Here is an 11,712-nt window from a genome sequence, read left to right as displayed (position 1 = left end):
CGCTGGGATACAAAGCGGGGAAAGTATATCTGCATTGACGACAACCACACAAATTATGCCTTGGACCCCGCATTCATCATTCGACCTCAGACCCTTATTGACTTTGCTTGGACTCCTGCCGAGAGATTGGCTCAGCAGGCAATAGATCGCTCTCTCCCCCACCTCGGAGCCCCAGTGAGCCCGGCGGAGGCGCTGGCCGGCGCAGGGGGACCACCTCTCGGGGTGACCCTCTCAGTCCTGGCACGGCAGATACCGCGACGGATACAGGTCAGCTCGCCACCCTACGGGCAGATGGCCGACATCACCCTGATCTATGACGCCGGTTGGGATGTCCAGTTTGCCCAGGACGCACCCAACGAGCGCGACGGCTTCTCCGTAGAGATGGCACTTCGGGAGGAGATTGAGGCGCGCGGTTGGGCGTGGGAGTTGCAGATGCACGCCGAGCACTGCCGGGCGGCGATTTGGTCGGGGTCGGGTCGGGTCTATGTGGCGGAGATTGGCCCGCACTGCGTCTCTGCTGCTGCTCCGGCGGTGGCCCTGAGCCTCGCGCTGGCCCAGGCGCTCGCGGGGGGAGAAGGATGAGCGAACTGACGCACAGTGATCTGGTTCGTGTGGCCCGCCGATGGCTGTTTCAGCACGGCCACGGTGTCGTTTTCTCCGAGTTCCAGTACATGGGCCAGAAGGAATTTCCAGACGGCCTTGGATTCCGGCCCACCCTGGACTACACCGTATTGATCGAGTGCAAGGCCACCCGGTCCGATTTCCTGGCTGACGCGAAGAAACCGTTCAGGATCCACCCTGAGCGCGGGATGGGCGACTTCCGCTGGTACATGGCCCCTGTGGGTCTGCTCCAGCTCGCCGATCTGCCCGAGAACTGGGGGCTGCTGGAGGTCGATGTGCGTGGGCGTGTGGCAGAGACGGTCTGTCTCGACTACTTGGGCAGGGGTGACGTGGAGACGTATTACGCCATCCGGGAGGGCCGATTCCCGCAGCAGTTCCGAAAAAACGCGGCGGCTGAGCAACGCCTGATGTATGCGGCTCTCCGCCGCCTGACCCAGCGGGGCACGGCGTGGGAGATTCTGAACACGCCACAGACGCACGAGGTGACGTGGGCCAGTGCGCCCCAGGCTCCCGCGTCAGCCCAGGCGCTCGGCGGGGACGGCGGGCGAGGATGAGCGGGGCAGCAGGATTCATGGTCTACGCCATCCGGCAAGAACAGGCACAGGAGCAGACCTATGCGTTCTGGTCGGCGCGCTTCTCTGGTGACTGGGAGAAGCAAGAGCGCGAGGAGACGCGGCGTAACTACGCCAAGATTGACGCCACCATCCGGGCGAAGGGGTATCGCAGCAAGTCTGCGCCCCGTCCTCCTGGCCCTCCTACTCCCTAGCTCCCCCCCTGCTCCTGCCCCGGCCGAGGGGTGGGGGCGTCAAATTCTGACAGCACAAACCCCGCCGAAGCGGGGCTATCTCTTATGCGCGGCTGCGCCTGTTGGTCGAGGATCAGGTTTCGGGGTCCCCTCTGGAATGGCCCACCCACGCTGTCCGATCCGCTGAGCCCCCGCCACTCGACCATCCCGCAGGAGCGCCCGTGCCTGAACAGGAGAAAGCCCGACAGCCTGCGCCCACTCTGCCGAAGAGAGAAGGCGAGTCACTTGGCCCAGCTCCAGAACGCGGGGTGCTCAGCCGCGAACAGCACCTCAATACTCGGCTTACGGGTCAGTTTTTTGACGACCTGCGCGTTGTTCAGCACCGGCTCACCATCGCTACCGACGCCGCACACGTCCCCGCTGATGATGTACCACTTGCGCGTCGCGCCACTGCCACCCAGCATGACCATCGGGTCGCATCCGTCCACGCAGTCCAGGTACAGGACGCCCTTCCCCTGATAAGCGCGGTAGCAGCTCACACCAGCCTCGCTGTGACCCTCGCGGTAGTTATAGCTGCGCCCGCCTTCGGGCAGCTCGCCCAGACGTAGGTAGACGACGGGGAGAGCGCTGATTTCTGCAATGCGGGCCAGCCGTGCCGGGTAATCGTTAGCGAATTCCTCGACCTGCGCTTTCAGGATAGGCAGCTTTGCCACATCCTCCGGCCGCACATTGCTCATCGGCTCGAACGTGGTCGCGTCAAAGTGGATGGCAAACATATGAAAGTAGCTCCAGGGGCACATCGTTACTTCAATGCTGGGCTGGCCGTTGTAGGTGCTGTGGGTGATGTCGGTTTCCATGCCCTAACTGTAACTCCTAACGATTACACTTGTCAACTCTCCTCCCCCATCCCGTCAAATTCTGACAGCGTGCCAACCCCCACAAGCCCGCCCGCCAGCATGACCACATGACCGAAATAGACGAAACGGGAGAGGGCCAACCCGCACCAGTGCGCGAAGAAGCACCCTACGGCGAGCAACTCACAGTGGAGCAATACGAGAAGGTCGCCCCCCTGCTCGCCCTGGCCGACCTCGGGAAAGCCGTCAAGACCGCCGACACCCTCAAGCCCGGCGAGATCAAGCGCCGCGAACTCAAGCGCCGGGCCGTTGACGCCCTGAGAGAACACGGCACCATCGGCCACGCCGCCGCCGCCGCCGGGGTCAGCCCCAGCACCCTCTACCGCTGGCGAGATCAGGACGAAGCGTTCAACCAGGTCGTGACCGAGTTCCTGAACGTGGATCTGGTCGACACCCTGGTCAGCAGCATGTACAGCATCGCCACCAACACCGACCCCAAGCTGGCAAACGCCGCAGTGAAAGCCGGGGAGTTTCTGCTCAAGGCCTATGACCGCGACACGTTCGGGGATCAGATCAAGACCGAAGTCAACCAGACCGTCAACCACATGGTGCAGGTGGTCCACAGCGTCCGGGACACCATGCGCGAGGAGCAGGCCGCGAAGATTGCCCGGTTGCAGGAACGAACGATCACGGTGGAGCCGTCAAATTCTGACGGGAAGGAGAAGGAATGAGCGGCACCTGGAAGTCTGACAAGACCGAGATCAAGCAGGACGCCATGAACGATCTACGCCAGGCCGAAGAGGTCCGGTCCTATCTGGGGGCGATCAACCGCTGGTCCCGCTGGGATGCCCTCTACCTCCCCCTCTACACCCCCAGCCTGACCGCCCTCACCGAAGGAGAAGATAGATGAGCGACCGAGACCGCGTGCTCGACTACATCACTGACCGCCTGGACCTGCTCGCCCCCTACAACACGCTCTATGCCACCGGCTACTGTGACGCCCTCCGCCGCATACGAACCCTCATCACCCAGCCCCAGCGCACGGCCACCCATGAGGTCCGGGACGAGATGCGCCGCGAGGAAGCCCGCCAGCTCGCCACCCTCACCCCTGCCCAGGACGAAGGAGAGAAGGCATGACCGCACCCGAGATCGTTGAACGCACCCAAGCCGAACTCCGCCACGCCGTCGAAGTCCTGAGAAGCCGCACCCCCACACCAGCCACCGGCCAGATCATCTGGTGGGAAATGGCCGGGTTCGTCGAACTCAAGCAGGACAGCCCCGACCACAAGGACTTCACCCTCCTTCACCTCGACGGCAAGCCGTTCAGCCGCATCCCGTTCCATGTCGGCTACGGCCCCACAAGCCCCTGGGTCTACATCGCCGCCAACAGAGCCGAGTACGACGCCATGCAAGGCGAGAAGGCATGAACGCACCCGAGAGCATCACCGTCCCACCCATCCGCTTTGACGCCGCTTTCTACCGCACCGCCCTCGAGCAGCACGGATTCATTCCCACCCTCATCCACTTCCCCGACAAACTGGCCCTGTGGTGCTACTCCCTGGAAGACGGCCAGCCCATGTGGCACACCCAAGACCTCAGAGGCAATCTCAACGACCCAGCGACAGCAGGACGGATGCTCCGCGTGTTACTGGAAGGGATGTTCCACCGCCTTGTCCTGGAGCAACGCCGCACCGGCTACGCCGACCTGTACCGAGGAAAGCCCCAGAACATCCTCGAACTCATGGCTGAGCAATCCCGCCGCATCACTGCCCAAGGCGGCACCACCCTCAGCGATACCGACTCCTACCCCGGCCTGTCCATGCTCGCCAGCCCGCTGCCCACGCCAGGAGAGAAGGCATGACCAGCCCTGATCCACTTGACGCCCTCTACACCGAACGCTCCCAGCTCATCGCCGCCCTCGCCGTCATCTACCCCAGCAGCATCGAAGACCACGAAGGTGACGGCTACTGGGACGAAAACTGGCGCAACGTCATCATCATTGACCTCCCCACAGGCCAAGTCTCCTGGCACATCGCCAAGGACGACCTCCACCTGTTCGAACACGTCCCCCGCAAACAAGGCCGCAAGTGGGATGGACACGACAGCCCCACGAAGTACGCCCGCCTGGCCCGCCTGCACCGTGACGTGTTCCTCCCCGGCAATGGGATGTACGTGACACAGCGACCAGAGCGTCACCTGGAGTACTTCCATGACCGTTGGCAAGAGGGGACTGACGACATCTCCTGACCACTGATTCTCTGATGCCGTACTCAGGGTTCTCCCCCGAGGCGGCATTCTCGCTGTACAGGACACGAAACGGGAATGCCCGTAACGGCATTCCCACTGTCTGAGACACGATATGGGGAATCCCATAACGGCCTGTCCTGTCGTACCCCCTCCTCCCGAGGCGGCATCACTTCTTTCACTCTCACCCGCCTGCGTGCCAGCCTATTTCCCTTGCACAACTACAAGTAGGTATGCCCAGACGCCCCAAGACCCCCAAGCGTGGCCCTGACCTCAAGCCCAGGGCTATGTCCCCTGCCAGCCTTGCCAACCTGTCCCCGCAGTCCTGGGAGCCTGTCCTAGACGGCAAGGAGAGCGTGCCGACCCGCATCCGCCTCAGCCCTGGGGATGCGAAGACGTGGCGACGGATGGACCCGGAGGAGCGGAGCAGGGTGGTCGAGCTGGGCTTGAGGGTGCGGGAAAGTGGGGGCTGATCCCCTGCACAACCGGAAGTGTTGTCCACCAATTGTCATTAGTGTGCAGGGCCGACCCCTCCCCAACCCACCCGCAAGCCCAGGTGCCCACCCCCCGCCGGCACCCTTTGGGGCACCCCCCGGCCCGCGTCTATCTAGATGGACCCTCAAATTTCACCGACCCAAAATCCCCCAGGAGGGCGTGCCACTTCCCCTCCCCCTCTGCCCGAGCCTGAGCGTATGAGTGAGAAGTCGGAGGTTGTGCACAGCAGTGGGGATGAGGTCCACCTGACCGTCGAGCAGATGCGGGAGTACGTAGAGGAATTGCTCCCCCTCTGGATCCAGCGTCTCGGCTGCCCACATTGGAGCATCAGCGTGACCTACGGACCCTGCTCCAATCCCGACTGGTCAGCGCAGTGCTCCCGGCAAGTGGCCTATGACGTGGCAGAGATCACCCTTGACCCGGCGCACCACGATAGTAAGGAAGAGATCGAACGGTCTCTGATCCATGAACTTCTGCACGTCAAGCTGGCCGTGTTCGACCTCTACCGGAATGTGGTCACACAGAACCGCTTGCCTGGCACTGCCGCAGACCGAGAAGAGTCGGCGCTGTGGGAGTTCACGATTGAGCAGGCTGTGAAGGATCTACGGCGCATGGTGTCCGGCATGGGCGGGTTGTTCTGATGACCGTCACCCCGGAAAAACTCCGCGACTTCCTGGCCCCCTACAGAACCTTGTGGGATCACTACGCCGCCGACGCCTGGGCATGGGCGAAAGACTGCGTTCGTACCCGAGACGAGGACGCCAAGCCCGGCCAGCCCCGCGAGCACCTGCCCCTGCCCAACCTCCCCCACCTCGAGTGGATGACGTGGGCGTGGTACAGCGTCAACCTGCTCCAGATCGACAAGTCCCGGCAGATGATGGCGACGTGGATTGTCTGCGCCCTGACCATGCATGAGGCGATGTTCGTGGAGGCGAGCAACGCGGGCTATCAGCACATGGACGCGGGCGAGACGGCGAAGAAGATGGAGAAGTACATGCTCTACGTCCTCGAGGGCCAGCCCATGACCCTGATGATGCCCTGGGTAGAGTTGCGGGCGCACCCGCCGACCGACTGGGTGAAGGCCATCGCGGAGGAATTTGACCTTTCGATGACGCCAAAAACTCCCCCTACGCGCACGGACCTCCCAGCGGAGTACGGAAGTGAGGCGTACGAGGTCGCGTTGACCCTGTGCAACCGTTACCGGAAGTCCTCCGGGGCGGAAGGCGTGAACGAGATCGAGTTACGGCCGTACTTCTCGAGCAGCTACCGGTACGTGTACGGGATCCCGGCGGGCGTGGGGGGCCCGAACAAGTGGCGCGGCGACACCCGAACGCGGGCCATTGAGGACGAGGCGTGGTTTCACGCGGCGCTGGCCGACAACATCAACAGTGCGCAGAAATCTGTGGGGCAGAACGGCCGGCAGGTGCTCTACAGCACGGCGAATGCGGGCGAAGACGACTACGCCCTGAAGATGATCGGCAAGGCACCCCACCAACCGGAGGAGTTTGGGGGATTCGGCGGGCGGGTGGTCGAGACGGCGGACGGGGTGGAGGTCATCCCGTACGAAAAACGGAGCGTCAAAGACCTCCCCTACGGGGTCGAGATGTGGCTGAGCGTCCAGGGGTACACGCACCTGCGCATCTGGCACTATGCCGACCCGAGTAAGCGCAGTGATGAGTGGATCCAGCGGAACATCGAGACGGGGGACCGCCGGAAGAACATGCGCGAGGTGCTGATTCAGTACGACGCGCCGATTGGGGAGCCGTTTTACCCGTCGTTCGACTACACGCGGCAGCGGCTCGAGGAGCGGCCGAAGTCTTCGGAGGGGGCGCAGCTCATCATCGGCATGGACGGGGGGCGGCGGCCGGCGAGTTTGACCGCGTTGGTCTACCCTTCCGGGCGGGTGGTGACGGTGCGGGAGTTGGCGACCCCGCCGGGCGTGAGTACGAACGTCCGGGCGCACGCGACGGCCCTGCGCCGGGTGCTGAGTGCGGATCCACTGACGACGCACTGGCAGAAAGAACATGTTCTGGTCCTTGACCCGTCCATGTTCGACACCCGGAGCGAGACGGACGACCGGACGAGTGCGGAAGTGTTGCAGGAGATGGGCTTTTTCGTGGTGAAGGGGAGTCAGGGGGCGGCGATCCGGTACGAGGCGTTGACGAACTTGAATTTGCACCGGATTCAAGAGGATGGGCGGCCGGCGTTGCAGGTGGATGCGGGGGCGTGTCCGACGTTTTACGCGGCGATGATGGGGAATTGCACGGTGGCGAAGGGCGCGGAGAAGACGGGGGCGTACATCAAGGAGAAGAACAACGCCAGCCACATCACGGAGGCGGGGGAGTATCTGGCGACGTACTTGGATGCCAACCCGATGATGGGCGAGAACTTGGATGACCTGATGCTGACCGTTCACCGCTCCAGACGCTGAAAAATGGTAGAATGCGCGTGGGGATGGGAGTTCCCGTCCGACCCAGGCAAGTGGGTGAGAGGCTTAAACCAATCTGCGATGTGTGTGGGGGACGTGGGCGCAGACACGAGGTCCCCTTATCCGAGGGTTCGAATCCCTCCTTGCCTGAGACCACTTAGACGCGAGCCTTACTTCGGTAGGGAGTGGGGAAGAACAGCGGCTCATATGGGGATAGGCGGTGTGGTGTACGCTACGCGCCCTCAAGGCGCTAATGCCGCAAGGCATCACAGGTTCGAATCCTGTACCCCGAGCAAATAGCCGCCCTCCGGGGCGGTTTTCTTGTGTGCCAGCCTGCCCGCAGCCCTCCCCCATGCTGCCCTCATGCTGACGCCGTCGAGCTACCCCGCGTTCAACGCCTACCCGGTCACGGGGCCAGCTACCGGCCCCACGCGCGCCACCAACGACCAAGTGACAGGGGTCAAAGTGACCCTCATCGGCCCCGACTTCCTTGTCGCCATCCAGATCAGCAACGCCGTCTCCGATGGCAGCAAGCCGGACCACCTGTTCACCCCCCCGGATACCTCCTGGGAAACCTACGTCACCGTCAGCCCCGGCGACCAGCCCGAGAACATCAGCGCCCCCGTGCGCTATGTCCGCACCGTCCTGCTCTCCGGCACCCTCACGGGCGGCAACATCGCAGAAAGCAAGACCCAGGGCGGGCAATACGGCAGCCAGGCCGACACCCGCCAGATTGCCGGGGGCATCGTGGACGCCGCCACCGCCCGCCTCCAGTTCGCCACCCTCGCGGTTGCTGCCTCCGTGCCCCTCATCACCGGACAGACCGTCATCGTGCAGGACCAATACCAGGGCGGCACCTTCACGGTCGTGGCCCGCGAGACGGCCGACAACGTCATCACCTTCGACGCCGCCGCGAACCTCACCCTGCGCCGCAACATCTCTGGCCTCGTCCTGAACGCCCAGTGGGGCGGCGCACGCCCCGGCGGCACCCCGGCCGCCAACACCCTCGGCATTCAGCGCGCCCTGAACTGCGCCGCAGCGCGCGGTATTGCGTCCGTCTACCTGCCCGGCGGGGACTACAGCCATGACGGCACGCTCAACCACCCGCCCGGCATCGTGTTCTACAGCGACCAGGGCGCCGCCACCCTGCGCACCACCCAGGACATCAAGCAGCTCCAGTGCGCCAACAACGGCCAGGTCCATAAGGACATCGTGCTCCGGGGTATCCGCTTCTGGCGTGAGCAGGTCGTGACCACCGTCCCCCAGATCGAATACTGGGACACGACCTTCCTCAAGATTCAGGGCGTGGATGTCTACAACTACGAGTGGGTGACCAACGCCCAGGGCATCCCGACCACCACGTATTACGGCAGCGTGGCGGGTATCCACATCCGCTCGAGTGGCACTGCCGAGTGTTATGGCGCGCTCGTGCAGGTCGGAGTGTTGTCCGGGGCGTCCCTGTGGATTCAGGCGAGCGACAGCCGCGTCATGGGCGGCTACTTCTACGGCCACTCCCGCGATTACAGCCTCATGCTGGACGCACCGAACATCCAGGTGGACGACCTGGACGTCATCCCCAGCGCCAGCAATGCAGGCACCGGCAACGGTGGCATCTGGTGCACGGCGAACGCGAATGATTTCTACATCGGTGCCGGGGTGCGAATTGACGGCAGCTATGAGAACATCCCGTCCGGATGGGGCATCACGGTCAACGGCAGCCGGGGCCGGATCGGGGCGCTGCACGCCTACTGGTGCGCGCGTGGGGCAATCCGCCTCCAGGGTGGTGCACGGGTGGTCATCGCGTCGGGGGCGACGTTTGCCGACAACAACCGCATCAACTGGCCGGGCAAGACCGGGCAGGCGGCCGACACGTTCAGCTACCCGGACATCTTCATCGACAACAGCAGTTTCTGTGAGAAGGGCGAAACGATCCATTACATGGCTGAGGCGCGCGACCGGGCGGGTGGGGGCGGGCTGGCGCCGGCCATCCGGGAGTCCGGGACGAGCGATTACAACACGTACGGGACGACCCGGATTACGGGCAACTATGCGGGGGCCATTGGGTTGGTCGGGGTCAACAGTCGGATGACGGGGCGCGTGCTGGACCAGAACAACAAGTTGAACCGCAGCAGCGGGACGGCGTTGGTGACGAGTAGCGGCAACGTGATCGTGCCGCACGGCCTGTTCGCTCCCCCCGAGCGGGTGCTGCTGACCATGATGCAGACGCCGGCGGCGGGGCAGCGCGTATTCGTCAGCGGTCAGGATGGGGTGAATCTCGTGATTGGCGCCGAGCCTGCGCCGGCCAGCGGGCAGACCCTGAAGGTGGCGTGGGCGGCGTGGGTGGCTGGGGCGGAATAGGCGTGCCAGCCGTCCCTGAGCCGCCCCCCAGCATGAGGGCATGACCTACGGCGACCGCGATTTCTGGGATGAGGGCCAGGACTACCCCGAACTGAGGCCGGGCCTGCGCCCCGCCCGGAGCGGCAAAGCCCTCCCCGACGACGACACCGTAAAACGCCTGCGGCTGGCGATCACGCCCGAGGTATTGGACGCCGAGAGCGCCCGCGCGGGTCTGGTGGCTCTCGCCAAGCAGGCCCGCCGGGATTTCCGCATGGAGCCGTACGACCCCGCAGACCTGCCGATGGCCGACATGACGGTCATCCGGACGCCCCTGACCATGAGCCGCGTCAACCAGGCGCACGCCTCCCTGTTCGGGGCATTGAACGTCGAGCCCTTCGCTTCTGCCGAGGTAGACGGTGGTGAGGCGGGCGACGTGGCCCACCATGCCGCCCTGGCGCTGAGTCAGGAGCTGCGCGACGTGTCTTTCCCGAACACGCTGTCCTCTGCCCTCTTGGATACCGTCATCACCGGGACGGGCGTGCTCCGCGACGGCGTGGTGGACGGCCGCCTGGACCCAGACGTCGTGAGTATCGAAGACCTGCTGCTGTCCCCGCACGCCCCGCGAAACATCGAGCAATGCACGATGGTCGCGCAGCAGTTCACGGAGCCCTTGCGGTGGGTGCGGGATCAGGCCCTGGCCGGGGTCTATGACCTGGAGGCCGTGAAGAAGCTGGGCAGTGGGGCGTCCTGGGCCACGCAGGACGGGGCCGAGGTCGAGAAGGAAAACCTCTGGCTCTCTCAGAACGAGGGGTGGGCCAGCCGCGAGAGCGCGAACGTGGACCTGCTCGAGGTCTACATTCGGGTGCGGCCCCGGCCGAACGAGGAGTCCGAGATGTGGCGCGTGGTGTGCGCCCGGCAGGCGCAGACAGACATTCTGCCGCTCCGGGCCGAGCGGTGGGGGGACGGGTTCCCGTTCACGCTGCTGCGCATTGACCGCAGTTCCAACGTGGCGTACGGGGTCGGGTTCCCGAACACGCTCAAGGACATTCAGTTCGCCAACGACATGCTCAACTCGGCCGCCGCCGAAGCGGACTTCGCGGCCACCGCCCCGATGTGGGAGATGGACGAGATGAGCAGCGCCGGGAAGTTGTTCAAGGCGCGTGCACAGCAGCGCGGCGGCGCGGTGCGGCCCCGACCGGGTGAGATTTTCTGGCGGCGCGGGACAGCGGAGGCGGTGCGGGCCATCCACATCAACCCCACCCCGCCCGCCATCACGCAGCGCATGAACCAGAACGAGCAGTATGCCAACGTTGCGAGTATCACCATGACGCCCATGCAGACGTACCGCTCTGCCACAGAGCACCGGCTGGCCCAGGAGGGACGCAGCGGGAAAGAGAACATGATGTTGCAGCAGCTCCGGGAGGACCTGTCGGTATTCCTCCGGCGGAATGCGGGAATCTACCGCAAGTACATCGCCCGCCCCTTCAGCGACCAGAGCTTCACAGTGCAGCACGGCAGCACGGAATACTTCATCACCCAGCCCCAGTGGGATGCCTTGCGGTGGGCGCCGCGCGGCATGACCTCGCAGGCGGACCAGATGCTCCGGATGCAGGCCAGCCAGGAAGCCATGATGATCGTGGACGACTACTGGCAGAAGTTGGCCCCGTACTCTCGACTCGGGCAGCCTGCGGTTGTGGCCCTGTACGAGTCCCGCCGGATGAGGTTGGAGGCGCTAGGGGTGCAGGAGTGGGTGAAACTCTTGGGTGAGAGTCCGCAGCGTGACCCGAACGTCATCCCGACTGGGGAGAACGCGATGGTAACGAGTCAGATGCTGCTGGGCATGAATCCCCAGGCGCAGGGCCAGCAGGGCATGGGGATGAGCATGAATGAGCCGGTGCGGGGTGACGGGACCGTGACGAGCGTGCCGGGGGGCAATCCTCTGCCTGATGCGGGCGGGTTCAACTGATGCGCGAAACTCTCTATATCCG

Annotated in this window: 14 protein-coding genes and 2 tRNA genes; 15 read left to right on the top strand and 1 reads right to left on the bottom strand. The window is 64.4% G+C overall.

The annotated features are described in order from the left end of the window. The first annotated feature begins 291 nt into the window (after positions 1-291). From ASF71_RS23735 to ASF71_RS11775, 3 genes are read left to right on the top strand one after another with little or no spacing between them, the layout of a single operon-like run. A complete protein-coding gene (locus tag ASF71_RS23735; protein WP_156372752.1) occupies positions 292-582 on the top strand; it encodes a hypothetical protein in 291 nt (96 codons plus the stop codon). Further along, complete coding sequence (locus tag ASF71_RS11780; RefSeq protein ID WP_056300011.1) at positions 579-1,175, top strand: hypothetical protein; 597 nt, start codon at positions 579-581, stop codon at positions 1,173-1,175. Before ASF71_RS23735 ends, ASF71_RS11780 begins: the two co-directional genes overlap by 4 nt. Next, a complete protein-coding gene (locus ASF71_RS11775) occupies positions 1,172-1,387 on the top strand; it encodes a hypothetical protein (protein ID WP_156372751.1) in 216 nt (71 codons plus the stop codon). Before ASF71_RS11780 ends, ASF71_RS11775 begins: the two co-directional genes overlap by 4 nt. A gap of 260 nt (positions 1,388-1,647) precedes the next feature. Here ASF71_RS11775 and ASF71_RS11770 read toward each other — a convergent pair whose 3' ends face one another. After that, positions 1,648-2,223 (bottom strand): hypothetical protein, encoded by a 576-nt coding sequence (locus ASF71_RS11770; protein WP_056300006.1) that lies wholly within the window; start codon positions 2,221-2,223, stop codon positions 1,648-1,650. A gap of 107 nt (positions 2,224-2,330) precedes the next feature. Between ASF71_RS11770 and ASF71_RS11765 the strand changes: the two genes are divergently transcribed. The 12 genes from ASF71_RS11765 to ASF71_RS11715 all read left to right on the top strand — a co-directional run bounded on the left by ASF71_RS11765 (position 2,331) and on the right by ASF71_RS11715 (position 11,690). Further along, positions 2,331-2,951, top strand: coding sequence for a helix-turn-helix domain-containing protein (locus ASF71_RS11765; RefSeq protein ID WP_156372750.1), 621 nt, complete (start codon positions 2,331-2,333; stop codon positions 2,949-2,951). Further along, positions 2,948-3,130, top strand: coding sequence for a hypothetical protein (locus ASF71_RS11760; RefSeq protein ID WP_056299999.1), 183 nt, complete (start codon positions 2,948-2,950; stop codon positions 3,128-3,130). The genes ASF71_RS11765 and ASF71_RS11760 overlap by 4 nt, the downstream gene beginning before the upstream one ends. Beyond that, entirely contained in the window at positions 3,127-3,357 is a 231-nt protein-coding gene (locus tag ASF71_RS11755; protein ID WP_056299998.1) for a hypothetical protein, read from the top strand. Before ASF71_RS11760 ends, ASF71_RS11755 begins: the two co-directional genes overlap by 4 nt. Continuing rightward, positions 3,354-3,647, top strand: coding sequence for a hypothetical protein (locus ASF71_RS11750; protein WP_056299995.1), 294 nt, complete (start codon positions 3,354-3,356; stop codon positions 3,645-3,647). Before ASF71_RS11755 ends, ASF71_RS11750 begins: the two co-directional genes overlap by 4 nt. Then, positions 3,644-4,081, top strand: a complete 438-nt coding sequence (locus tag ASF71_RS11745) for a hypothetical protein (protein ID WP_056299990.1) — start codon at positions 3,644-3,646, stop codon at positions 4,079-4,081. Before ASF71_RS11750 ends, ASF71_RS11745 begins: the two co-directional genes overlap by 4 nt. Continuing rightward, positions 4,078-4,467, top strand: a complete 390-nt coding sequence (locus ASF71_RS11740; RefSeq protein ID WP_056299985.1) for a hypothetical protein — start codon at positions 4,078-4,080, stop codon at positions 4,465-4,467. Before ASF71_RS11745 ends, ASF71_RS11740 begins: the two co-directional genes overlap by 4 nt. A 689-nt stretch (positions 4,468-5,156) precedes the next feature. Then, entirely contained in the window at positions 5,157-5,600 is a 444-nt protein-coding gene (locus ASF71_RS11730) for a hypothetical protein (protein WP_056299977.1), read from the top strand. Continuing rightward, the gene (locus ASF71_RS11725; RefSeq protein ID WP_056299973.1) at positions 5,600-7,390 is read left to right on the top strand and encodes a hypothetical protein; all 1,791 of its coding nucleotides are present in this window, start codon (positions 5,600-5,602) and stop codon (positions 7,388-7,390) included. Before ASF71_RS11730 ends, ASF71_RS11725 begins: the two co-directional genes overlap by 1 nt. A gap of 44 nt (positions 7,391-7,434) precedes the next feature. Then, positions 7,435-7,537, top strand: a tRNA-OTHER gene (locus ASF71_RS23730). 59 nt (positions 7,538-7,596) lie between these two features. Next, a tRNA-Glu gene (locus tag ASF71_RS23725) sits at positions 7,597-7,678 on the top strand. 72 nt (positions 7,679-7,750) lie between these two features. Continuing rightward, positions 7,751-9,745, top strand: coding sequence for a hypothetical protein (locus ASF71_RS11720; RefSeq protein ID WP_056299970.1), 1,995 nt, complete (start codon positions 7,751-7,753; stop codon positions 9,743-9,745). A 40-nt stretch (positions 9,746-9,785) separates the two neighbouring features. Then, complete coding sequence (locus ASF71_RS11715) at positions 9,786-11,690, top strand: hypothetical protein (RefSeq protein ID WP_056299967.1); 1,905 nt, start codon at positions 9,786-9,788, stop codon at positions 11,688-11,690. Positions 11,691-11,712: the final 22 nt, after the last annotated feature.

The sequence above is a fragment of the Deinococcus sp. Leaf326 genome, from assembly GCF_001424185.1.
In the GTDB taxonomy this organism is placed as follows: domain Bacteria; phylum Deinococcota; class Deinococci; order Deinococcales; family Deinococcaceae; genus Deinococcus.
This window is presented reverse-complemented; position numbering and strand designations above follow the sequence as displayed.